Origin of the sequence: Litorimonas sp. RW-G-Af-16, assembly GCF_048319245.1 — a bacterium.
Classification (GTDB): Bacteria; Pseudomonadota; Alphaproteobacteria; order Caulobacterales; family Maricaulaceae; genus Litorimonas.
Genome location: NZ_CP166993.1, coordinates 93,074 through 117,489 on the forward strand (window position 1 = coordinate 93,074; position 24,416 = coordinate 117,489).

The 24,416-nt window shown below is 53.6% G+C and carries 19 protein-coding genes and 2 pseudogenes; 15 read left to right on the forward strand and 6 right to left on the reverse strand.

All coding sequences use genetic code 11. From position 1 onward, the window contains the following. The first annotated feature begins 5 nt into the window (after positions 1 to 5). The 6 genes and pseudogenes from AB8615_RS00405 (at position 6) to AB8615_RS00430 (ending at position 8,485) form a co-directional block, all read left to right on the forward strand. Positions 6 to 1,137, forward strand: a pseudogene (locus AB8615_RS00405) (aromatic ring-hydroxylating oxygenase subunit alpha). Between the two features lie 102 nt (positions 1,138 to 1,239). Then, on the forward strand, positions 1,240 to 1,722 hold the full coding sequence (locus AB8615_RS00410) for an NAD(P)H-dependent oxidoreductase subunit E (RefSeq protein ID WP_409432982.1): 483 nt from the start codon (positions 1,240 to 1,242) through the stop codon (positions 1,720 to 1,722). Next, positions 1,719 to 3,260 carry a formate dehydrogenase beta subunit gene (locus AB8615_RS00415; protein WP_418152490.1) on the forward strand — a complete coding sequence of 514 codons (1,542 nt, stop codon included), beginning with the start codon at positions 1,719 to 1,721 and terminating at the stop codon, positions 3,258 to 3,260. Before AB8615_RS00410 ends, AB8615_RS00415 begins: the two co-directional genes overlap by 4 nt. A 3-nt stretch (positions 3,261 to 3,263) precedes the next feature. Continuing rightward, complete coding sequence (gene fdhF / locus AB8615_RS00420) at positions 3,264 to 6,101, forward strand: formate dehydrogenase subunit alpha (RefSeq protein ID WP_409432984.1); 2,838 nt, start codon at positions 3,264 to 3,266, stop codon at positions 6,099 to 6,101. A 2-nt stretch (positions 6,102 to 6,103) separates the two neighbouring features. Then, positions 6,104 to 6,889, forward strand: coding sequence for a formate dehydrogenase accessory sulfurtransferase FdhD (gene fdhD / locus AB8615_RS00425; RefSeq protein ID WP_409432985.1), 786 nt, complete (start codon positions 6,104 to 6,106; stop codon positions 6,887 to 6,889). A 324-nt stretch (positions 6,890 to 7,213) separates the two neighbouring features. Further along, positions 7,214 to 8,485, forward strand: a complete 1,272-nt coding sequence (locus AB8615_RS00430) for an MFS transporter (RefSeq protein ID WP_409432986.1) — start codon at positions 7,214 to 7,216, stop codon at positions 8,483 to 8,485. Here the strand turns inward: AB8615_RS00430 and AB8615_RS00435 are convergent. Together AB8615_RS00435 and AB8615_RS00440 are read right to left on the reverse strand one after the other, a co-directional pair. Further along, positions 8,480 to 9,436 (reverse strand): GlxA family transcriptional regulator, encoded by a 957-nt coding sequence (locus AB8615_RS00435; RefSeq protein ID WP_418152491.1) that lies wholly within the window; start codon positions 9,434 to 9,436, stop codon positions 8,480 to 8,482. The two genes, AB8615_RS00430 and AB8615_RS00435, sit on opposite strands and share 6 nt — an antisense overlap. Positions 9,437 to 9,442: 6 nt before the next feature. Beyond that, on the reverse strand, positions 9,443 to 9,697 hold the full coding sequence (locus tag AB8615_RS00440; protein ID WP_409432988.1) for a DUF1289 domain-containing protein: 255 nt from the start codon (positions 9,695 to 9,697) through the stop codon (positions 9,443 to 9,445). Between the two features lie 271 nt (positions 9,698 to 9,968). On the opposite strand from AB8615_RS00440, the gene AB8615_RS00445 reads away from it, so the two are divergent. The 9 genes and pseudogenes from AB8615_RS00445 to AB8615_RS00485 all read left to right on the forward strand — a co-directional run bounded on the left by AB8615_RS00445 (position 9,969) and on the right by AB8615_RS00485 (position 19,484). Beyond that, positions 9,969 to 11,669 carry a formate--tetrahydrofolate ligase gene (locus AB8615_RS00445; protein WP_409432989.1) on the forward strand — a complete coding sequence of 567 codons (1,701 nt, stop codon included), beginning with the start codon at positions 9,969 to 9,971 and terminating at the stop codon, positions 11,667 to 11,669. 58 nt (positions 11,670 to 11,727) lie between these two features. Beyond that, positions 11,728 to 12,417: a corrinoid protein gene (locus tag AB8615_RS00450; RefSeq protein ID WP_409432990.1), complete on the forward strand. Its 690-nt coding sequence runs from the start codon at positions 11,728 to 11,730 to the stop codon at positions 12,415 to 12,417. Positions 12,418 to 12,423: 6 nt separating this feature from the next. Further along, positions 12,424 to 13,041 (forward strand): DUF1638 domain-containing protein, encoded by a 618-nt coding sequence (locus AB8615_RS00455; protein ID WP_409432991.1) that lies wholly within the window; start codon positions 12,424 to 12,426, stop codon positions 13,039 to 13,041. Beyond that, positions 13,034 to 13,516 (forward strand): methylenetetrahydrofolate reductase C-terminal domain-containing protein, encoded by a 483-nt coding sequence (locus AB8615_RS00460; protein WP_409432992.1) that lies wholly within the window; start codon positions 13,034 to 13,036, stop codon positions 13,514 to 13,516. Before AB8615_RS00455 ends, AB8615_RS00460 begins: the two co-directional genes overlap by 8 nt. Then, entirely contained in the window at positions 13,513 to 14,577 is a 1,065-nt protein-coding gene (locus tag AB8615_RS00465; protein ID WP_409432993.1) for a methylenetetrahydrofolate reductase, read from the forward strand. Before AB8615_RS00460 ends, AB8615_RS00465 begins: the two co-directional genes overlap by 4 nt. A 36-nt stretch (positions 14,578 to 14,613) precedes the next feature. Beyond that, entirely contained in the window at positions 14,614 to 15,507 is an 894-nt protein-coding gene (locus AB8615_RS00470) for a dihydropteroate synthase (RefSeq protein ID WP_409432994.1), read from the forward strand. Then, positions 15,507 to 15,917 (forward strand): GFA family protein, encoded by a 411-nt coding sequence (locus AB8615_RS00475; protein WP_409432995.1) that lies wholly within the window; start codon positions 15,507 to 15,509, stop codon positions 15,915 to 15,917. The genes AB8615_RS00470 and AB8615_RS00475 overlap by 1 nt, the downstream gene beginning before the upstream one ends. Before the next feature lie 10 nt (positions 15,918 to 15,927). Then, on the forward strand, positions 15,928 to 17,946 hold the full coding sequence (locus AB8615_RS00480) for an ASKHA domain-containing protein (protein WP_418152492.1): 2,019 nt from the start codon (positions 15,928 to 15,930) through the stop codon (positions 17,944 to 17,946). A 1-nt stretch (position 17,947) separates the two neighbouring features. After that, positions 17,948 to 19,484 (forward strand): annotated as a pseudogene (locus tag AB8615_RS00485) (trimethylamine methyltransferase family protein). On the opposite strand, the gene AB8615_RS00490 reads toward AB8615_RS00485, so the two are convergent. Genes AB8615_RS00490 through AB8615_RS00505 form a run of 4 tightly spaced genes read right to left on the reverse strand, consistent with a single transcriptional unit; the run spans position 19,477 to position 24,377 of the window. After that, entirely contained in the window at positions 19,477 to 20,031 is a 555-nt protein-coding gene (locus tag AB8615_RS00490) for a sarcosine oxidase subunit gamma (protein WP_409432998.1), read from the reverse strand. The pseudogene AB8615_RS00485 and the gene AB8615_RS00490 sit on opposite strands and share 8 nt — an antisense overlap. Next, entirely contained in the window at positions 20,024 to 22,852 is a 2,829-nt protein-coding gene (locus AB8615_RS00495; protein WP_418152493.1) for a 2Fe-2S iron-sulfur cluster-binding protein, read from the reverse strand. Before AB8615_RS00495 ends, AB8615_RS00490 begins: the two co-directional genes overlap by 8 nt. Then, positions 22,849 to 23,127 (reverse strand): sarcosine oxidase subunit delta, encoded by a 279-nt coding sequence (locus AB8615_RS00500; RefSeq protein ID WP_409433000.1) that lies wholly within the window; start codon positions 23,125 to 23,127, stop codon positions 22,849 to 22,851. The genes AB8615_RS00495 and AB8615_RS00500 overlap by 4 nt, the downstream gene beginning before the upstream one ends. Continuing rightward, positions 23,127 to 24,377 (reverse strand): sarcosine oxidase subunit beta family protein, encoded by a 1,251-nt coding sequence (locus AB8615_RS00505; protein WP_409433001.1) that lies wholly within the window; start codon positions 24,375 to 24,377, stop codon positions 23,127 to 23,129. Before AB8615_RS00505 ends, AB8615_RS00500 begins: the two co-directional genes overlap by 1 nt. Positions 24,378 to 24,416: the final 39 nt, after the last annotated feature.

Here is a 24,416-nt window from a genome sequence, read left to right on the forward strand (position 1 = left end):
AAGGTATGAGTTTAGGTGATGTCTTAAAACCAATCGAGGCGGCACACGGCCTGCCAAATGCGCATTATATTTCTGAGGAAATGTATAAGCGTGAGCGCGAGATAATTTTCTATCAAGGTTGGGCAGCAGCCGCGTTCGAGGCGGATGTTAAAAACCCTGGCGATGCGTTTCCCGTTGATTTTCTAGGCATGCCGCTTCTACTGGTGCGCAGTAAGACGGAGGGCGTTAAGGTCTATCAAAATACTTGCCGCCACCGGGGTATGATTTTGATCGATCAGCCGACCCGCCTGAAAGGCCCCATCCGTTGTCCCTATCATAGCTGGTGCTACTCTCACGAGGGTGCACTGGTGCGCACACCCTATATTGGTGGTGTCGGGCAGGACACTCACGACGCGATCGACCCTGATAGGCTTGGGCTGTTTGAAGTGCGCAGCCATATTTGGCACGGCACAGTTTTTGTGAATGTATCTGGCGATGCGAAACCCTTTGAGGTCGTCTACAAAGACTTGATCGAACGCTGGAGCCGAGTTTGACAAACCCTTCTATGTGCCAGGCCCATCGAGCCAATTTGACATGACGCTCAACACAAATTGGAAGCTCGCGATCGAGAACTTTTGCGAGTCCTACCATCTCCCGTGGGTGCATCCTGAGCTAAACGAAATCTCAAAAATTGACGACCATTACAACATCGATGAACACGAGACTTATGCAGGGCAAGGCAGTTTGGTCTATCGACAATTAAAAGGCGAAGCAGGAAAAGTCTTTCCTGATTTTGAGGGTGTGGGAGAGCGCTGGAATACCTCTTCGGAATATGCGTCTTTCTTTCCCAATGTTATGATGGGCGTGCACCGCGATCACGCCTATTCCGTCATATTGATGCCGCAAGGGCCAGAGCGTATAACAGAACGGGTCGCGATGTTTTACGCAGAGGACTTGGACGAAAGATATGAGCCGATGTTGGCCGAAAATGCGCGCATCTGGCGCGATGTCTTTTCCGAAGACGTCACCGTCGTCGAAGGCATGCAGAAGGGGCGTCATGGCCCAATGTTTGATGGCGGGAAATTTTCTCCTGTGATGGACGGCCCCACCCATGTATTTCACAAATGGATCGCCCGTCACATGCAGTCTGCTGAATAGAGGTATTGCACTCACTAATAATGTTGCGATCTCGCTTGTCTTAGGCAAGTGTTAAGCGAATAGGGAAAGTGTAGACTAGAATACACGAAAAAGGCTCGGATCATGGTGACATTGCTCAATACGGTGGAAGACACATTCGCCCGGGACGTCTGTCGGGATCACGGCGATAAGCCCGACGAATTGCTCGAAATTCTACACGCTGTTCAACACAAAAAAGGCTATCTGCCCGACAGTGCCCTGCGCACGATAGCGCAGGCGTTGAACATGTCTCGCGCGGATATTCACGGCGTTGTCAGCTTCTACCACGATTATAAGCGCGCCCCGCAAGCTAAGGTCACGCTTAAAATTTGTCGGGCAGAAGCGTGTCAGGCCGTCGGCGCTGAGGCGCTGATCCGCGAGGCCGAAGTCGCCTTTGGAACAAAACTTGACGCCCCCGCGACAGAAGTCGCCTTGGAGGCCGCTTATTGTCTAGGAAATTGTGCGCTGGGGCCAGCGGTTCTGGTCGATGATGATCTCTACGGGCGGGTTGATATTCAGCGCTTAAAGCATGTGTCGATGAAGCACCGTGAAGGCCAAACGAAATGAGTGTGAAAGTTTATATACCCTGCGACGCCGCAGCCCTGTCCGTCGGCGCAGACGATGTGGCTCGCGCGATTGCGGCCCAGGGCGGCGATGATGTGCAGATCATCCGCAACGGCTCCCGGGGTATGCTGTATCTTGAACCTTTGGTCGAAGTTGAAACGGCGCAAGGCCGTATGGCTTACGGCCCCGTCAGCCCAGACGATGTGGAAAGCTTGTTCGCCGCAGACTTCCTCGCGGGTGGAGGTCACCCTCTGGGCCACGGCTTGACCGAAGACATCCCGTATTTCGCCAATCAAGAGCGGCTGACATTTGCGCGGGTCGGCGTGATCGATCCGCTCGATCTGGCTGATTACGAAGCACATGGCGGTTTGTCAGGCTTGCAAGCTGCACTTAAAATGACGGCAGACGAGATCGTCGAAACAGTCCTCGACTCAGGCCTTCGTGGACGCGGCGGAGCAGGTTTCCCCACGGGCATCAAATGGAAAACCGCCCTCGCACAACCGGATGGCCAAAAGTATTTGTGCGCCAATGCCGATGAAGGCGATAGCGGCACTTTCGCGGACCGTATGTTGATGGAGGGTGATCCCTTCTGTTTGATCGAAGGCATGGTCATTGGCGCACTCGGAATCGGGGCTGATACGGGTTATATCTATATTCGGTCTGAATACCCTCACGCCATCAAGACTATGCGCCAGGCTATCGACCTATGGGAAAATAAAGGATTATCGGGTTGGAATGATGACGGTATCCCGCGCTTTAAACTTCACGTGCGGGTCGGCGCAGGCGCGTATATTTGCGGCGAGGAAAGCTCGATGCTGGAAAGCATTGAAGGCAAGCGCGGACAGGTGAAAGTCAAGCCGCCCATCCCGGCGATCAAAGGCCTGTTTGATAAACCCACCATCGTCAACAATATCCTGACCCTCGGCTCTGTCCCTTATATTTTGGCGAACGGCGCGCAGGCCTATGCGGATTTCGGTCAGGGACGTTCCAAAGGCACACAGCCGTTCCAACTGGCCGGCGACATTAAACAAGGCGGCTTGGTCGAGAAAGCCTTTGGCGTCACACTCAAAGAACTGGTGGAAGATTTCGGCGGCGGCACGCATACGGGTCGCCCTGTCAAAGCCGTCCAAGCGGGCGGCCCTCTGGGCGGGTATATTGTGCCGCACGGCTTTGATGTGCAAATGGGCTACGAGACATTATCAGAGGCGGGCGCAATGCTGGGCCATGGCGGCATCGTGGTCTATAACGACACAACGCGCATGACGACGATGGCAAAATATGCTATGGAATTTTGTGAGCTTGAGAGTTGCGGAAAATGCACGCCGTGCCGTGTTGGCGCCGTGCGCGGCAAAGAATTGATCGAAAAGATCGAACAAGGCGAAGAGGTCGCAGCCAATATCGATGTGCTGGAAGACCTCTGCGATTTGATGGAAGAGGCGTCACTTTGCGCGATGGGCGGATTAACCCCCATGCCAGTGCGCACGGCGATGAAGCTCTTTCCCGAAGAATTTACAGAGCCGATGAAGACGGCTGCGGAGTAGACTATGACGCTTTTAATTGAAAAAGATTACGGCACGCCAGCGTCCAAATCTGACGAGATGGTCACGCTGAAAATCGACGGCGAAGAGATCACGGTGCCTGCGGGAACATCTGTCATGCGCGCAGCCGCCGAAGCCGGTATCGCGATCCCGAAACTCTGCGCAACGGATAGCTTGGACGCCTTTGGCTCCTGTCGTTTGTGCGTCTGCAAAATCGACGGTAAGCGCGGCACACCCGCCTCTTGCACCACCCCTGTCGAAGCTGGCATGGCCGTGACCACAGAAGATGATCAGATCAAGAAAATTCGCCGCGGCGTGATGGAGCTTTATCTGTCAGACCATCCTGTAGACGCGATGGCGCAGCCTGGTGGCAAGGAGAGTGAGTTCTTCAAAATGGTCGAAGAGGTTGGTGTGACGTCCGTGCCTTATGGCCTCGCGGGCGCTAATCATCTGGACGCTGAAATTGACGCGACCAATCCTTATTTCGTCTTTGATGAGAGCAAGTGTATTCTTTGCTCCCGCTGCGTCCGTGCCTGTTCTGAAACGCAAGGCACCTTCGCGCTGACCGTCGAAGGTCGCGGGTTTAAGTCCAAGATTTCAGCGTCTATGGACGAAACTTTTATGGAGAGCGAATGTGTATCTTGCGGCGCTTGTGTGCAGGCTTGCCCGACGACATCGCTGCAGGAAAAATCCGTAATCGAACAAGGCATGCCCGACCGTACAGTTCTGACGACTTGCGCGTATTGCGGCGTCGGCTGTTCGTTTAAAGCCGAGCTAAAAGGCGAAGAGGTCATCCGCATGGTGCCGTGGAAAGACGGCAAAGCCAATCACGGCCATAGCTGCGTCAAAGGCCGTTTTGCCTTCGGCTATGCCACCCATCGAGACCGCATCACGGAACCGATGATCCGTGAAAATATCACAGATGCGTGGCGCACGGTATCGTGGGAAGAGGCCTATAAATTCTCCGCTGACCGCCTGAAAGCGGCTCAGGCCAAATACGGCGTCAAAGCGATTGGCGGGATCACGTCGTCGCGCTGTACCAATGAAGAAGTCTGGGTCGTGCAACGCCTGATCCGCCAAGCGTTCGGCAATAACAATGTCGATACTTGCGCGCGGGTTTGCCACTCGCCAACGGGTTACGGCTTGAAGCAGACCTTCGGCGAATCTGCCGGCACACAGAACTTCGATTCTGTCGAACATGCTGATTGTATTCTCGTGATTGGCTCAAACCCGACCGACGCACACCCTGTATTCGGGAGCCAGATGAAGCGCCGCTTGCGCGAAGGCGCGAAGTTAATTGTCGCTGATCCGCGCGCGATTGATTTGGTGCAAAGCCCGCATATTAAAGCGGAATATCACCTACAGTTGCAGCCGGGAACCAATGTCGCGCTGATCAATGGCCTTGCCCATGTAGCGGCGAAAGAAGGTCTGTTGGATGAAGACTTCATTAGCGCTCGCACGGAAATGGACAGCTACCGCGAGTGGAAAGCGCAGATTCTCGATGACGCAAACTCGCCCGAAAATGTCTCGAAGATTACGGGCGTGCCGGTAGATGATATTATCAATGCGGCTCGCATGTTTGCGACAGAGAAAAACTCCGCGATCTATTACGGCCTCGGCGTGACCGAACATAGCCAGGGCTCGACCATGGTCATGGGCATGGCGAACCTCGCAATGGCGACGGGCAATATTGGCCGCCCAGGCGTGGGTGTGAACCCGATGCGCGGGCAAAACAATGTGCAAGGCTCCTGCGATATGGGCAGTTTCCCGCACGAATTATCTGGCTACCGCCCTGTTGGCGACGATGCCGCTCGCGGCCTGTTTGAACGCAAATGGGGATCAGAGCTGGACCCTGTGCCGGGCTACCGTATTCCTAACATGTTCGACGAAGCCATTGGCGGCAATTACAAAGGCATGTATATTCAGGGCGAAGACGTGGCGCAGTCTGATCCCAATATTCAACATGTCGAAGCTGCTTTGAAAGCGCTGGATATTCTGATTGTCCAAGATTTATTTCTGAACGAAACCGCGCGCTTTGCGCACGTCTTTTTGCCGGGGACTAGCTTCCTTGAAAAGGACGGAACATTCATCAATGCAGAGCGCCGCATCAACCGGGTCCGCCCTGTCATGGACCCAATCACGGGCAAGCATGAGTGGGAAGTGACGCAAGATTTGGGCCGTGCGCTCGGCATTGATATGGGCTTTTCGTCCTCGTCTGAAATCATGGACGAGATCGCTGATTTGACGCCGCAATTTGCCAATGTCTCTTTTGACGTTTTAGACGCGGCGGGCAGTTTGCAGTGGCCAGTCAATGATGAGCTGCCGGACGGGGCAGAGATTATGCACGTCGGAGAGTTCACGCGCGGCAAAGGCAAGTTTGTGCCGACAGAATATGTGCCAACGCCAGAGCGGACAAATCGCCGTTTCCCGCTCATTCTGACGACAGGACGGATTCTCTCGCAGTATAATGTGGGGGCGCAGACACGTCGGACAGAGAATAATTTATGGTGGGAAGAAGATGTGCTGGAAATCCATCCATCAGACGCAGAAGCACAGGGTATTCAAGACGGTCAATGGGTGTCGCTAAAGTCTCGCAAAGGCGAAATTTCTCTACGCGCGAAACACTCGTCCCGCATGGCGCCGGGCGTTGTCTATACGACCTTCCATCACCCCGACACGGGGGCGAATGTTGTGACAACGGACAATGTCGATTGGGCGACAAGCTGCCCTGAGTATAAGGTGACTGCGGTTGCTGTGGCCCCCGCCAATCACAAATCTGATTGGCAGCAGGACTACCAAGAGCAGCTCTCCGAATACCGCAAAATCGAAGAGCCTGCCGAGTAGCCATGTTCCCTGTGCGCGTTCACGGCGAGGCGCGTCCGACGGCTCGCAAAATTAAGGCGGGGGCTGGCGACTGGTTCATTCCAGAAGAAGTCCCCATCGCGTTCGTGTTCAATCGCCGTAATTATGCGGTGATGATGGGCACGCCTGATGACCTGACAGACTTCGCACTGGGCTTTGCTTTGACAGAACAAGTTGTGCGCAGCGCAGATGAGATTGTCTCGCTAGATATTCACCTGTCCGACAAGGGCGCGGACCTGAGGTTTAAAATTGCTGACCTTGCGCTGGAGCGGCTCGACGTGACGCAGCGCCGCCGCAATATGATTGGATCGGCGAGTTGCGGTCTGTGTGGCTTGGAGAACGCAGATACGTTGTTCAAGGTTTTGCCCAAAGTTGCCAACGCGGCGATTGACCTCTCAAGTGAAGCTACAGCCCGCGCAATATCGGCCTTGCGAAACGTACAGCCGCTCAACCAACAAACGCGGTCTGTTCACGGCGCAGCTTGGGTCAACCATAGTGGCGACATTGCATTATTGCGCGAAGATGTTGGGCGGCACAATGCGCTGGATAAATTGCTCGGCGCGATGGCGCGGGATGAAATCGACCCGTCAACGGGGTTTGTTCTGATGTCCTCCCGCTGTTCTTACGAAATCGTAGAGAAAGCGGCGCGGCGCGGTGTGCAGGCTATATTATCCATTTCAGGCCCGACAGCCTTCGCGCTCCGCAAAGCGCGTGAGGCGAATTTGACGATTTATGCGAGATCAGGCGACGTTGCTGTCAAATTGCAATGACGCTTCACATTGATGCTGCGATAAGCGGCAAATAACCCAAATGCCTGCCCCGCACATGTGCGTCGCCTGTCAATTTAATCGCAAAACCTGCCGTGGATTATCATCACAATAGAGAGTGGCGTAAGCAAGCTTGTCTGCTAATTCGCTGAAAGGTTGTGCTATGTACATCGCACTTTTGCTCATTTCGAGCCTTATCTATAACCGCTAAAATCGCTGCATTGAGGCTTGCGCCCACTCGCTAACCCTCATATGGCGGACTTGCCGAATGATCGGTGACGCGGTGTAACTGGAGTATCCCAGTCACGGTATTTGAAGGTGACAGCGATGCGCACTGTCCTCGGTTCTGTTGGAACTTTGCTCCTATCTGCGGCGATCTTGCTCGCGGGCGGCGGGCTTTTGGCAACGCTTGTAGCTGTCCGTGCCGATGGGGAAGGCTTTCCACTTGAGGCGATTGGTCTTCTGACATCAGGCTATTATGCAGGTTTTATGGCAGGTTGTCTGGCGACTCCATTCCTTGTAAAACGCGTGGGCCATGTGCGCGTTTTTGCAGCCTTATCAGCGTTGACCGCCGCCGCTGTTCTTTTTCATGTCATTGCCATTAATGTCCCTGTCTGGTTTGTGCTGCGTATCCTGACGGGCTTTGCTTTTGCCGGGCTCTACATGTTGATCGAAAGTTGGATCAATGAACAGACCCCGAATGAGCAGCGGGGGCAAGTGCTATCCATTTACCGCATGGTGGATTTGGGCGCCGTGACAGCAGGGCAGTTCATGCTCACGCTCGCCGATCCGCAAGGCTTTGTTCTCTTCTCAGTCGTCGCGATTTGCGTGTGCTTAGCTATCTTCCCGATCTCGCTTTCAACGTCCAAAGCCCCGATGGCGGTGACGACGACTTCGTTGAACATCAAAAAATTACTCAAGACAGTCCCTCTGGCGGGTGTGGGGTGTTTTGCGGTCGGTCTTGCCAATGGATCTTTCTGGGCGCTGGCCCCTGTATTTGTGCGTCAACTTGGCCACCCAGTCGTCGTCATTTCACTTTTTATGAGTATTGCTATTGCCACGGGCGCTCTGCTGCAATGGCCCGTTGGGTTTCTATCTGACAAATTTGGACGTCGGAAACTGATCATTGCGATGTCAGCTTTGGCGGCTGGTGCGGGGTATTTTTTATGGCACTATTCGCCGCAATCAGTCATGCTGATGCTGGTGGGGGGCGCGCTTTATGGTGGGTTCGGGATGCAGCTTTACGGCCTATCCGCCGCACACGCCAATGACCATGCGGAGCCCCATGAATTTGTCTCTATCAGTGGCGGGCTATTGCTCATCTACGGCATTGGGTCGATCATAGGGCCGTCTCTCGCGCCGTTTGTCATGTCCGCATTTGAGCCCTCAGCCATGTTTGCATTTACCGGTGTCGTTCACGCCATGTTGATGCTCTATGCCCTCTACCGGCGGGTGCAACATGACGGGCCAGAAAAGCCTAAGCGCTTTGTGTCCATGCCGCGTCCGCGCTCTATGATGGCTATTTTGCGCGCTGACCCGCGGGTAAAACGGCCTAAAAAGCCAAAGAAAACCAAGGGCGCCGAACTTGATAATTTATAGGCGCTCTGCATTCGGTGAATGACCAAAGTGCTTTTTATACGCCTGCGAGAAATGGGATGAAGAATTAAACCCTGCCGCAAATCCGACTTCTAAAATCGACATTGTCGTGCGCCGCAAAAACTGCCGCGCTCGGTTCAAGCGCAGATTGAGGTAATAGCGGGCGGGTGTTGTGGATAGCTGTGATTGGAACAGACGTTCAAGTTGGCGCACGGAAATATCGATCTCACTCGCCAAGCGCTCAAGGCTGATCGGGTTTTCCGTGTGCGCTTCCATATATCCAATCGCGGCGAGCAGTTTCGGGTGGGTAATGCCCGTACGGTATTCAATCGCCATGCGCTGATTATCTTGCGGCTCTCGCACAAAATTATGTAACATTTGCTCCGCGACGTTCAGGGCCAGCGTACTGCCGTGATCAAGCTTGATCGAGTAGATCATCATGTCCAGCGGGGCGGTACCGCCTGAACACGTATAGCGGTTACGATCAATTTCAAACAAAGTCGCAGTAATATCGAGGTTTGGAAAAACTTCTTTGAATGTCTCCACATCCTCCCAGTGGATCGTGCAACGATACCCGGTCAACACGCCCGCATCTGCGAGGGCGAAAGATCCCGTGCAAACGGCACCGATGGCTTTCCCGCGCCGCACAAGACTGCGGATTTCATTGCGCAACGGATTGCCCAAATATTTCACAGGCCGCAGGCTCGCGCAGACAAAAACAGCATCGCAATCACTCGCGCGTAACGCGCCGTCAGGTGTCAGCTTCACACGATTACTGGCCGTCACAGGCAGGCCGTCTAGCGAAAGGGTCGTCCACTCATAGAGAGGTTCTCGGGAAAGACGATTGGCCGCTCGGAGGGGCTCAATACAGGCCGTAAAGGCGATCATCGAAAATTCGGGCAGTAGCAAGAAGCCAATACGCTGCGGCTTGGACTGGCTATTGTGCCCAAACATATAAGATTATGTGCGCTTGCGCTTATTCACGCGCCGACGGGCGCGGCGTTCCTCACGAAGCTTGATCAGCGGAGGCATCCGGCCTGGGAGTTCTGCCAATATAGCTTGGCGTTCTTCGGGCGTCTTCTCGGTCCAATAAGAAATTTCGTCTTGCGTTCGTCCGCAGCCAAAGCACAGCCCGCTCTCACGCTCCATGGAGCAGACCAACTGACAAGGGTTATCCTCTGGTTCAATATCTAGTCCGTCTAATTTGTCGGTCATAATGGGCTCTTAACCAGTCGTGGTGGGCGCGTGATCTTGCGGATACCATCTGTGCGTAAATTTCAAAACCGTCAAGCCGTCTCGCGCAGGGGCGATCACCATATGAATTAGTTATCCTGTCTATAAGTGCAGGCTTGAAAGTTCTGGCTTATGAGGGATAGTGGCAGAAATTACTATGTCGTGAAATAGTAATTTCATGTCGTAAAAATACATGCGACATTGTGGGCGTGCGCTAAACGAATATTAAATTTGACCCTGAAAGGTCCAGACTATGAGCCAGCAAAACCTTCCCGCTCCGGGCGCGCCTGATATCGAAATCGCTCGCGCTGCCAAGATGAAGTCCCTCTTGCCTCTTGCTAAAGAGACGCTGGGGATTCCTGCCGAAGCGCTCGTGCCTTTTGGTCACTACAAGGCCAAGCTGTCGCTCGATTATATTGATAGTTTGAAAGATAAGCCAAATGGGAAGCTGGTCCTCGTGACGGCTGTGACGCCAACGCCTGCGGGTGAGGGGAAGACGACGACCTCTGTGGGTCTGAATGATGGGCTCAACCGCATTGGTGTGCAGTCCATGGTTTGCTTGCGGGAGCCGTCTCTTGGGCCATGTTTTGGTATGAAGGGCGGAGCCGCAGGCGGAGGTCGCGCGCAGGTCATTCCGATGGAAGACATCAACTTGCATTTCAACGGTGATTTCCACGCGATCACATCGGCCCACTCGCTGATCTCGGCCATGCTCGACAATCATATGCAGTGGGGCAATGAGCTGGATATTGACCCGCGCCGCATAACGTGGCGTCGCGTTGTCGATATGAATGACCGCGCTCTGCGCCATATCGTTATGGGCCTTGGCGGGCCGACACAAGGCGTTGTTCGCGAGGGCGGCTTTGACATTACTGTCGCGTCAGAGATCATGGCAATCTTCTGCCTCGCGACAGATCTAAAAGACCTGCAAAAGCGGATTGGCGATATTATTGTCGCGAAGACGTATAAAAAGAAATCAGTCACTGTCCGCGATTTGGGTTGTGACGGCGCGGTTACAGTCTTGCTTAAAGACGCGTTCCAGCCCAACCTTGTGCAATCAATCGAGCATAATCTAGCCTTTATCCATGGCGGCCCATTTGCCAATATCGCCCATGGCTGTAACTCAGTTGTTGCGACGCAGACAGCCTTGAAGATGACAGATGTGGTCGTGACCGAAGCGGGCTTTGGGGCCGATCTGGGTGCAGAAAAATTCCTTGATATTAAGTGCCGCCAATCAGGGCTGCGGCCTGATGCTGTGGTTTTGGTTTGCACAATCCGCGCGATGAAGATGCAGGGCGGTGTGGCCAAGGACGACTTGACGCCCGCCAATGTCGAGGCTGTCCGCGCGGGTTGCGTGAATGTGGAGCGTCATATCCAAAATTTGAAGAAGTTCGGTGTAACGCCTGTCGTGTCGATCAACCACTTCGTCCACGATACTGATGCCGAAATCGACGTGGTCAAAGAGGTCTGTGACCGCGAAGGCGTGCCGATGGTGATTGCGCGTCATTGGGCCGAGGGGGGCGCTGGCGCTGAAGACCTCGCACACGCCGTCAAAGCGCAGTTGGACAAGCCAAAGCCAACCATCAAAATGATGTATGAAGACAGCGACAAACTGGCCGTCAAAATTGAGAAAGTGGCCAAGGAAATTTACCGCGCCGACGCGGTTGTCCTTTCGGCGGAAACGAAAAGCGCGTTTCGCCAGATCGAGAAAATGGGCTTTGGTCATTTGCCAGTCTGTATTGCGAAGACACAATCCAGCTTCTCCACCGATCCAAAACAGCTTGGCGCAACGTCAGGACATACGGTAGAAGTACGTGAAGCAACTCTCAATGCGGGCGCAGGTTTTGTGGTCGCGGTCTGCGGCACGATCATGCGTATGCCTGGTTTGCCGCGTCATCCCGCCGCGCTTGATATTGGGTTGGATGAAGATGGTCAAATTGTTGGACTTGCGTAGAATAATATCGTAAAGACATCCATATAAAGAAAACTTTATATGATTTATGGAGCCTCAGATGAGTGATCAAGACACAGAAATCATCCTACGGGATTTGGACGACACTGAACTTGTCCAGCAAATGATGGATGATCTCTATGACGGGATGATCCCCGAAGTGACAGAGGGAACCCAAATCCTGCTGGAACGTGGCTGGGACGCCAATATGGTTCTCAACGACGCGCTTGTCGAAGGGATGCGGATTGTGGGCGAGGATTTCCGTGACGGTATCTTGTTTGTGCCAGAAGTTCTGCAAAGCGCAAATTCGATGAAGGGCGGCATGGAATTGCTGCGCCCGATCCTTGCCGTGTCTGATAATAATTCCAGCCTCGGCACTTATGTCATCGGCACAGTAAAAGGCGATATTCACGACATCGGTAAAAATCTAGTCGGCATGATGCTCGAAGGTGCGGGCTTTGAAGTCATTGACCTCGGTATCAATACGCCTGTCGAGGAATATCTCGAAGCGATTGATAAGCACAATCCGAGCATTTTGGGCATGTCCGCTCTGCTGACCACGACCATGCCATATATGGGTGTTGTGATTGAAGAATTGGACAAGCGCGGTATCCTCAAAGAGCTACCTGTTATGGTCGGCGGTGCGCCGCTGAACCAAGAATTTGCTGACGCAATCAACGCCCACACCTATGGCCGCGATGCCGCGATGAGCGCAGAGCTCGCCAAAGCTATCATGGGTAAAAACCGCTAGGATTTTATGGAGACAGCCGCACATAAAACACTTGTTCTGGCCTGCGGCGCGCTGGCTAAGGAAATTGTGCGGCTTCAAACTCTTCGGGGTGCGATCTTTGATTTGCAGTGTTTGCCAGCGGGGTATCACAACACACCAGACAAAATTGTACCAGAATTACGCAAGCTACTCGACGCGCGCGCCGGTGACTATGATCGGGTGATCATAGGATATGGGGATTGCGGGACGGGCGGCGGTCTGGATCGTTTGCTCGCAGATTATCCCAAGGCAGAGCGGTTGCCGGGCGCACATTGCTACGCCTTTTACGCAGGCCTCCCCGAATTTGACGCGATGATGGAAGAGGAGTTGGGCAGTTTCTTCCTGACCGATTACCTCGTTCGGCACTTTGAAACATTGATTATCAAAGGTATGGGGCTCGACCGTTTTCCCAATCTGCGAGATGATTATTTCAAGCATTATAAACGCCTCGTTTATATCTCCCAAGCCCCTGATGCTGACCTCGTGAAGCAAGCTGAAGCGGCGGCCGTCAGGCTTGGTCTTGCGTTTGAACAGCGCGATGTTGGCTACGGAGCATTGCAAGGTATGGTCCGCAGTATCCCTCAAAAGGAAGCCGCCCATGTATAGAATGCGTCACTGGTCCGTTCGCCATTCCCGCTTTATGGAGGGGCTTTATAATGCCGTGAATCCCACGATTTTGTTTGTGCTGCGCGGCATCACCAAAGTCTTCGGGACGAAGCTTGATAAACCGATTACAGCAGCAGAGGCTGGCCTGAAAGGGTTTCTGTTTGATTGCCAAATGTGCGGGAATTGTGCCTTGTCCAAAACAGGTATGAGCTGTCCCATGAACTGCCCCAAGACAATCCGAAACGGCCCATGCGGCGGTGTGCGGGCTAACGGTATGTGCGAGGTAAAGCCTGAAATGCGCTGCGTCTGGGTCAATGCGTGGGACGGTGCAGAGCGCATGAAAAATAGTGAAGCTATCAAAGAAATCGAGTTTGCGGTCGACTACCGCGATAAAGGCAAATCAAGTTGGTTGAAACTCGCGCGTGAGGGCAAAGCCTCGATCACGCCAGATGTGCATGACGGAATGAACTCATGACGGACGAGCTAAATCTCAACGACCCAGCCGAGGTTGATATATCTCTGATCGAAGGGTTAGAGCAAAATCCTAAAGTTCTCGGCACGAACCCAGGCGACCCTCTGCCAATGCTCGAAGGCCATGTGAGCCACGGGCGGTTTGAGCAAGTGCTGCGGGCGGGGCATTTCGCTGTCACAACGGAAATCGCACCGCCAGATTCTGCGGATCCCGACGAAGTCTTGAGGCGCGCCTCTCTGTTTGACGGTTATGTCGATGCGATCAATGCCACAGACGGCTCTGGCGCGCATTGTCATATGAGCAGCCTCGCCGTTTGCGCGATCCTGACGCGGGCGGGTTATTCTCCGATTTTGCAAATTTCCTGCCGCGACCGAAACCGTATTGCCATCCAAGGTGATACCTTGGGCGCGGCCGCGCTGGGCGTCTGTAATGCGCTCTGTTTATCAGGCGACGACGTCGGTTCTGGCGATCATCCCGAAGCCAAGCCCGTCTTTGATCTTGATAGTATTTCCTTGACGCGGACGCTGCGCGTGCTGCGCGATGAATCGCGGTTTCTATCAGGCCGTAAACTCGACCTCGCGCCAAAATTATTTATTGGCTCCTCCATTAATCCTTTTGTTCCACCTGTTGAAAACCGTGTCGACCAACTTTCCAAGAAGATTAAGGCGGGGGCAGAATATATCCAATCGCAATATTGTTTTGATATGGACATCTTGCGGGACTTCATGAAGCGCGCCGTTGATATGGGCCTAACGGAACAGGCTTATTTATTGATCGGCGTAGGTGTTTTACCGTCTGCGAAGACGGCGCGGTGGATGCGCGAAAATGTGCCAGGCGTGCACATCCCGGATTATATCATCAACCGCCTCGAAGGTGCGGATAAACCGCTTCGCGAGGGTCGCAATATCTGCGTCGAGTTGATGCAAGAGATGAAAGAGATTGACGGCATTGCGGGCGTTCACGTCATGGCCTACCGCCAAGAAAAATGGGTCGGAGATGTCGTTAAACGCTCTGGCGTTTTGGGCGACCGCAAACCCTGGTCACCTGAATTGATCGACACATAATTAATTAAATCATTTTCACAACAATAGGACTATCACATGGCCCGCACTATTCTCGCTTCTGCCACCAAAGAACACGTCATCGGTTTTGATGATGCTTTCACCATGATCGGAGAGCGGATCAACCCGACGGGTCGCAAGCTCTTTTCAAAGGAACTCAAAGAGCAAAATTACTGGCGCGTGAAAAAAGAAGCCCTGGCACAAGTCGAAGCTGGCGCGCAAGTGCTGGACGTGAATGTCGGTGTGCCGCTCGCGGATGAACCTCTCATCATGTCGGAAGTGATCCCATTGATCCAAAGCCTGACAGACGTGCCGCTCTGTATTGACAGCTCGGTTATGGACGCATTGGAAGCGGGCTTGAAAGTCTATAAGGGCCGCCCGCTGCTAAACTCCACGACGGCCGAAGAAGAAGTCATGGAGCGGATTCTGCCGCTCGTGGCAAAATATGATTGCGCCGTTGTGGCAATTTCCAACGATGATACCGGCATTTCACAAGATCCAGATGTGCGCTTTGAGGTGGCCAAACGCATTGTCAACCGCGCGTCAGATTACGGGATCAAGCCCGAAGACGTCGTTGTTGATCCGCTGGTCATGCCGATTGGCGCTGTTAATTCCGCTGGTACAGATGTGTTTAAATTGCTCAATCGTCTGCGCAATGAATTGGGCGTGAACACGACTTGCGGGGCGTCCAACGTGGCCTTCGGCCTGCCCAATCGTCATACAATCAACAACGCATTTTTGCCGATGCTCGCCTGTGCAGGCATGACGTCTGCGATTGTCAATGTGTTGGATGACGGCCTTGTGCCAGCCGTCCGCGCTGCCGACATTCTCAACGGCGTCGATCCAGATTGTAGCAACTGGATCAAACATTATCGCCCAGCGCCAGCTGCTGGGGAACGCGGACGTCGCGGCGGCGGGCGTCGTCGAGGCTAATGGCGACAGAGTCCAAAATATATCACGGGCATTGCTATTGCGGCGCCGTCAGTTTCTCGGCCAAAGACGTGTCAGATATTTGGTATTGTCATTGCAAGCAATGCCAACACCTGACGGGGCTATATATTGCTGCGGCGGGGGCTAAGCGTGAAGACATCACGATCAAGGGCGACGTCAACTGGCTCCCGATTTCAGAGAAGTCGACATCGGGCCATTGCGCAGCGTGCGGCAGCTATATGTTCTGGAACGAGGCTGCGCGCCCGACGATCAGCATTTTGGCGGGCAGCTTTGCAGATACAAACGGGCTAGAGGTCAAAGGCCATATTTTTGTGGCTGAAAAAGGCGATTACTACGAGATTACCGACGGCCTGCCGCAATTTGCCGCTTTCCCGCCCAACGGAACACGTTAAAACCTGCGTCATGACCACACACACAATTATATTCACACCTAGCGGGCAGCAAACACGCGGAGAAGCAGGCGAGACTGTCTATGATGTCGCCTTGCGGGCGGGTGTCGACATGCAATCGATCTGTGGCGGCAAAGGCCTCTGCAAACGCTGCCAAGTCGAAGTTGAACCTGGGGAATTTGCAAAGTTCAAACTATCCGTCGGCGAAGACCAAATCCCGAAACTGTCACCCACAGAAAAGAAAGCACGCCATGACGGCGAGTTGTCGGACACGCGCCGTTTGGCCTGCCGCGCCAAAATTCGCGGTGACCTAGTTGTCGAAGTGCCAAGCGATTCTCGCGAGCGCGAAACTTCGATCCAAAAGAAAAGCACGCATTTCGAGACGGAGTTAAATCCCGCGATCCAACTGCATATGGTGAAGCTGCCAGAACCGACCTTAGAAGATAATCCGTCTGACACCGAAGCCCTGATTAAAGAGCTGGCTGACCTCGGCGTGACCGCCACGTTTTCTCATACATTATTTCAAAAGCTGCAGCCGCTTCTCAATCAAAATGATCGCACTCTCATTTGTGTTGTGCGCGACGGGGCCGAGGTTATCGACATTTGGCCGCCATCTGAAAAGCAGACCTACGGTGCGGCGATTGATGTCGGCTCCACGTCTGTCGCCATGTATGTTTATAACCTTCAAACGGGTCTACTCGTATTCGAAAAAGCGGCGATGAACCCGCAAATTCGTTACGGCGAAGACCTGATGAGCCGCGTTTCATACGTTATGATGAACAAGGGCGGAGAGGTGAAGCTGACCGCTGAAATCCGCAAACAGATCGCGTCTATGCTGGCGGCGGCGATAGACGAATTGGCGCTGTCTGAGGATCAACTGCTCGAAGTAATTTGCGTCGGAAATCCGATCATGCATCACCTCTTGCTCGGCATTGATCCAACGCCCTTGGGCGTGGCCCCGTTTACATTGACCGTCAAAAACTGGGTCGATGTTCCGGCCAGCTATATGGAATTTGGTTTGTCTGACAAAGCGCGCGTCTCGCTCTTCCCACTGATCGGGGGGCATGTTGGGGCCGATACGACGGCCGCTTATCTTACGCAAGTTGACATCATGCGCGACCGCTCCGTGCTGCTGGTAGACATTGGGACCAATGCAGAAATCATACTGTCCCATAACGGCAAAATCGCGGCTGCGTCCTCCCCAACAGGGCCAGCGCTCGAAGGTGCAGAGATCAGCTCAGGCGTTCGCGCGTCACTCGGGGCGATCGAACGTGTGCGAATTGATCCTGTTACCAAAAATGGCAAAGTTAAAATCATCGGCCATGACGATTGGCTATCAGATGAAGGTGATTTGGGCGACCACAAGATAACTGGTATTTGCGGCTCTGGCATTTTCGAAGTCATGGTGGAACTCGCGGCCGCTGGCTTAATTGATCAAGGCGGATTATTCATTCCCGCCGCCGCCCCGCATCGATTCGAGCAGGTAAATAATGTCTGGCAATATCTTCTGCTAGATCAGCCCGGAAATCCCATCATCGTCAAGCAAACCGATGTGCGCTCCGTTCAACTCGCCAAGGCCGCGCTCTATGCTGGGGCAGAATTGCTGGCAGAAAAACTTGGCTGCACAGAATTTGATGAAGTGCTGCTCGCGGGCGCATTTGGCACGCATTTGGACAGTAAATATGTCGCTGATATTCATATTGTGCCGCATGCGGGCGCAGATAAAATCCGCTCTATCGGAAATGCCGCCGGCACGGGCGCAGCGATGGCGCTGTTAAATGTGGACGAGAAAGCCAAGATCATTGCGGCCACGGAAGAAGTTGAAAAAATTGAAACAGCGCTGGAGCCAAAATTCCAAGATTACTTTGTAGGGTCGATGAAATTCCCCACGCACCTGCATCTGTTGGCGATCCAAATCGTCGGCGCAATCGTCGGCGCGGGGGATGATGTCTGCGCGCTCAATAACAAAAAATTATGTTCCAAATCACGGGCTTTAGGAACAAAGCCAGTGTCACTCATTAAGGGGAATTGAAATGGCTAGAGAAGCAAGACGCGGCGGCCGCGCCGCCAGAGCCGCCGCCAACGCAGCGGAAGTCCCAAAGCGTAAACCTTATATTACGCGCAAGATTCCGACCTATTCCGTGCTGGGGGATGCGGATCTGGCCATCCTCGAACATAATGCGGATACGCTCCTCGAAGAGGTCGGGATCGACATCAAGGAAGACCCTGAAAGCATTGGCTATTTAGTGGCCGCGGGCGCAACCGCAGACGGCGAACGTGTGCGCTTTCCGCGCGGTATGTGTCGCGAGATTATTCAAAAAAATGCGCCGTCTATTTTCACGCAATATGCGCGTAATCCAGACAACAATGTGCAGATCGGCGGCGACGCGACTGTCCTAGTGCCAGCCTACGGCTCCGCCATTTGTCTACTCCAAAGAAGAAGGCCGCCGCTACGCCAATATCAATGACTTCCAAAATTTCGTGAAGCTCGCCTATATGTCGCCTTCGCTACATCATAGCGGCGGCACAGTCTGTGAGCCCGTCGATCTGCCTGTGAATAAGCGTCACTTCGACATGGTCTATGCACACCTGAAATATTCGGACAAAGCCTTTATGGGTTCTGTGACGGCGCCAGAGCGCGCGCTCGATTCCATCGATATGGCCAAGATCGCCTTTGGCGAAGATTTCGTGAACGAAAAATGCGTCATGGTGAACCTGATCAATGCGAACTCTCCGATGACCTATGACAGCGTCATGCTCGGCGCGCTCAAACACTATGCGCGCGCAGGCCAGTGTGCGATGCCGAGCCCGTTTGTGGTATCTGGCGCGATGTCACCCGTGACAGCGGCAGGAGTGGCGGCGCAGAGCTTGGCCGAAGGCATGGTCGGCATGGCGCTGGCGCAACTTGTTCGTCCTGGCGCGCCCGTGATTTATGGGAACTTCGTGACGTCGATGTCGATGCAGTCCGGCGCCCCGACTTTTGGCACACCCGAAGCGTCTCTGATTATCAATATGGGCGCGGCTTTGGCGCGACGTCTTGGTGTGCCGTTCCGCTCGGCGGGCGGGTTTAATGGCTCCAAAGTGCCCGATGCGCAGGCGGGATATGAAGCCGCAAATTCGCTGCAAACAGGATTACTAGCAGGCGTCAATTTCATGCTCCACACAGCTGGCTGGCTCGAAGGGGGTCTGGCTATGGGCTATGAGAAATTCATCATGGACGCCGATCAAGCGGGCATGATGGCAGTCTTCGCCAACGGTGTTGATATGAGTGAAAACGGTCAAGCGATGGATGCCATTGCAGACGTTGGCCCGGGCAAGCATTTCCTCGGCTGTGAACATACGCAGAAGAATTTCAAATCAGCCTTCTACCGGTCCACTGTGGCGGACAATAACTCTTTCGAGCAATGGGTCGAAGACGGGTCGCTATCTGCCGAAGATAGAGCGGAAACAGTCTATAAGAACATGCTCAACAATTATGTCGCGCCAGAGCTTGATCCAGAGATCGATGCGAAACTAATTAAATTTATGGAAGACCGCAAAGCCAGTTTCCCGGATAGCAATATCAGCTAAGCGTGTTTTCAATCGTATGCGTCAGCGCGTCTAAAAAAGATTGCGCTGACGATCTTGGCGAGAGCAACCGAAATTCGGTGTCGCTAAACTTCAACACAATCACAGCCATGTGATGGGCTGTGCTGCGCGTGGCAAACATGGCGGGCGCGCTGCGCAGGTCAAGCGGGGTGAAGCGCTCTAATATATTATAGGCAAGAGAGCTAGTCAGGGTCAGCGCCGTCCACCCATCTGTCTGCAATGTCGCGTAACCATGATCACCAAAATGATCAGACATGCGTGTATCTGCCAGAATATCGTCCGCATCCAAGGAGATCATATATTGGCCTTGCCCTGTCCAAAAAGCGCGACCGCCCACGCAATTAATTAATTCATTGGGGGCAGGCGGGGTTGCTTTAAAGCGTTTTTTAAATCGCGTTGCAAATGTCGTTTCTGACCCAAGCGGGCAGGCGAGCGAGATCAATTCTCCATTGCCGTGTTCGACTAATTGTGTCGAGCCCCAGCTCTGCGAGACATGCGATAAGGGTGGCTTGGCTGTTAATTTAGACACGGAGGCGGCCTCCTTCAGGATCAAAGAAGTGCGGACTGACAACTGTGACTTTGACATCGTGGCCCCGCAGCATATCTTTGGCGTGCAGCGTATCGCCCATACGGGCTTTGCCATTCTTCAAAAACCCTAGTCCAATGTAGCGTTCCAACATGGGCGACCAAGCCACAGAACTCATATACCCTTGGTCATTATCGGGCGTGGCGACTTCGCCTGAATTGACAAAATGGGCTCCGTTATGAAGCGCCTCTGCTGCGTCTTCCGCCACAAATCCAACCATGTGATAGACATCATCCCCAAGCAGCCCAGTGCGTTGTGATAAGACCTTGCCAATGCAATCTTTCTTCTTGGCCACAAATCCGCCGAGCCCCAAATTGAGCGCCGTTGTTGTACCGTTTAATTCGTTACCCGCCGCATGACCTTTCTCAATCCGCATCACGCCGAGGGCTTCGGTGCCGTACATGATAGCCTCAAACTCTTCGCCTTGAGCCATCAACTCACGGATGAGTGCATCGCCGTAGCGGGCAGGGACTGAGATTTCGTAAGCCAATTCACCTGAGAAGGAGAGGCGGAAAAGCCGCGCCCGTGTCCCGCCGCAGACAGTAACTTCACCGCAGGCCATATAAGGGAAAGCATCATTGGAAATGTCAAACTTGGGATCGACAATTTTTTGCAATAGCTTCCGCGCATTTGGCCCCGCGACAGAAAATTGCGCCCATTGATCTGTCGTCGAAATTAAATGCACATCCAGATCAGGTGTCAGGCATTGACGCACAAATTCCAGATGACGAAAGACGGGCCCGGCTTTCGCTGTCGTTGTCGTCATCACGTAATGCGTGTCAGAGAAACGCGCGGTCGTTCCGTCATCCATCGCAATACCGTCTTCGCGCAACATCAAACCGTAACGGCATTTACCTACGGCCAGCGTGCTAAATGTATTGGCGTAAACTTTGTTGAGAAATTCGCCCGCATCGCGCCCTTGAACATCGATCTTACCCAAGGTGGTCACATCGCAAATCCCAACAGAACTTCGCGTCATCAAGACTTCGCGGTCCACACTATCCCGCCAACCTTGCTCACCTTTGCGAGCGAACCATTGCGCGCGTTTCCAGTAGCCTGTGTCGACAAAAGTTGCGCCATTTTCTGTTGCATATTGATGGCTAGGCGTGAGGCGTGTGGGTTTAAAATGCTGTCCGCGATGCGCCCCTGCAAACGCCCCGATCGGAATAGGCGTATAAGGCGGGCGGAAAATAGTCGTGCCTGTCTGCGGAATTGTCTGGTGCGTTGCTTCGGCTAAGACAGCAAGGCCGACGACATTAGATGTTTTCCCTTGGTCCGTCGCCATGCCCAAAGTCGTGTAGCGTTTGACATGTTCAACGGAACTAAACCCTTCCTGATGGGCGAGCGTGATGTCCTTGGCTGTAACGTCATTTTGGAAATCCACCCAGGCGCGGTTCTTCCCTTTGACATGATAAAAAGGCTTGATCGTGAAGGGTGCATCTTCAGTAGCAGGCACAGTATCGCAGCTGATGTCTAGCGTCTGGCACGCGGCTTGCGCGTCAGTGAACGCGCCGTGTGTAGAGAAACTTCCATTCGCCGCGCCGATCACAGTCATATCACTTGGGAGATTTTGGGCGTCAGGCACAAAGCAAGCAAGCGCTTCATTCCATCTGGGCTGGCCGCGCTTATGACAGGTCAGATGCACATTCGGATTCCAACCACCCGATAGGCCAAGATGATGAATATGATGTGTTTCACCTGTATTTAATTTGATGGATTTCAGGCCATGCCGCCCCTTCGTATCCACGACCCACTGACCTTTACGTATATCGATCTGGTAAGTGTTATGTGTCGTGAACGCCTCGTCGTGATTGGCCAGAATCGCTGCAGTGTCGAAATTAATGCCGAACCGATTTTGATAGGTCCGCAGAGCGCTCGCGAGCATGATGCCCGGACGGTCATTATTAGCGAACGCTATTGGCCGCTCTGTGGCGCCTGCGGCGAGGATAGAGTGCGCGGCGTAAATGCGCCAAAGGATTTGACGCGGCGACTTTGTGCCAATCTCATCCGTTTTAGTCTCTAACCCACCGTAAATTCCGTGATCATACATACCGTAAATCGTGGTGCGGGGGAGGAGGCGAACATTTGGCAGCGTGCGCAATTCTGCGAGCGTTGTCTCCAACCACTCCAATCCAGATGCGCTGTTAATCTCGTTCTTGTCAGACAGCAACCGCCCGCCCATGCGAAAATCTTCGTCTGCAAGAATAACACGCTTGCCCGCGCGCCCAGCGTTCAGCGCGGCAAATAATCCTGCTGGCCCTGCGCCGATAATGAGAATGTCACTGTGCAAAAAACCCTTGTCATAGCGATCAGGGTCATGCGTGTGTGATAACGACCCTAGACCCGCCGCACGACGAATAATGGGTTCATATAACTTTTCCCAAAACGCTTTGGGCCACATGAATGTCTTGTAGTAAAACCCTGCTGCCAAAAAGGGGGAAAGCAGATCATTGATAGCAAGGAAATCACGATTAACGCTGCCCATATAATTCTGCGAACGGGCGTCTAGGCCTTCAAAGAGTTTAATTGTGGTCGCACGACGATTAGGTTCGACCGCACCGCCGCCGTGAATCTCGACTAGCGCATTGGGTTCCTCTGATCCTGCACCAAAAATACCGCGTGGGCGGTGATATTTGAAACTCCGTGCGACAACACGCACTTTATTGCGCAGTAAGGCAGAGGCCAGCGTGTCGCCTTCAAAGCCTTGATAGGCTTTGCCGTCAAAGGTGAAATTAATTGATTGGGTTGTGTCAATCAGGCTCATATCTTGGCCCTTGCAACATCGCGGGCCAGCTCGACCTTCGTAATTTCATGCGTCGATATATTGCGCGTGACGACAAGCCAACTGCGATCACCTTGCTCATGAAACCACAGCTCTCGCAGGTCGCCAGACGTGTTCTCACGCAGATATTGATAGCGGTAGAAGTCATCCGCTGCTGTCTCTGATTTCGGGTTGGGTCGATCGAGCAAAGCCGCATCGCCGAGATAAACAAATTCAGAGGCGTCACGCGGGCCGAGGAGAGGGTGGTTGATAATCATCAGTGCAGATTGGGCTGCGCGCCCTGTCCTTTTTCGTCGATCATCAAGCCGCGCGCAAAGCGGTCCAGACGGTAATGCTTGGCCGTATCGTGCGGCGTGTCCGTCGCCAGTAAATGCGCGAAGCAATATCCGCTGGCGGGGGTCGCTTTAAACCCGCCATAGCACCAACCGCCATTGAAATAGAGCCCATCAATATGCGTGCGGTCAATGATCGGGCTACCGTCCATCGACATGTCCATAATCCCGCCCCACATGCGCAGCATACGGGCTTTGCCAATCATCGGCATCAAGCTCATCCCGCCTTCGCAAACGTCTTCGACCACGGGTAAATTCCCGCGCTGTGCATAGCTGTTATAGCCGTCAATATCGCCGCCAAAAACCAACCCACCTTTGTCCGATTGACTGACGTAAAAATGCCCGGCGCCATAGGTCAACACGCCGGGAATGATGGGCTTTAGTCCCTCGGATACAAAGGCCTGCAGGACGTGGCTTTCCATGGGCAAGCGCATATTCGCCATTGCCATCACGCGAGAGCTATTGCCGGCAACGGCCACGCCGACTTTGCCTGCGCCAATTTTGCCGCGTGTTGTTTGCACGCCAACGCATCGCCCATCGACGATGTCAAAGCCTGTCACTTCGCAGTTTTCAATCACGTCAACGCCGCGCTTATCTGCTGCATGGGCATAGCCCCACGCGACAGCGTCGTGGCGTACCGTCCCGCCGCGCGGCTGCCACAGCGCACCTTGGATGGGGAAGCGGGCATTATCGTAATTAAGAAAGGGATAGGTTTTCCGCACCCCGTCTTGATCCAGCAGCACAGCATCCGCGCCGTGCATAATCATTGCATTGCCGCGCCGCACATAGGCGTCGCGCTGCGCGTCACTATGGTAGAGGTTCATGACGCCGCGTTGACTGACCATCGCATTGTAATTCACGTCCTGCTCCAGCCCCTCCCAAAGCTTGAGTGAGAATTCGTAAAAGGCTTCATTTTCGTGCAGGCCGTAATTAGAGCGAATGATCGTTGTATTGCGCCCAACATTGCCGCCGCCAACCCAGCCTTTTTCCAGCACGGCAATGCTCTTTTGCTCAAATTGGCTCGCCAGATAATGCGCAGTTGCGAGACCATGCCCGCCGCCGCCAATAATAATTATATCGTAGTGCGGCTTTGGCTCTGGCTTCCGCCATACGGGTTTCCAGCCTTTATGGCCCGTGATCGCCTCTTTAAAAATGCGGAGCGCAGAATAACTCATACGCTAGCCCTAGCGCATTTTCGCCCGCCGACAATCCGC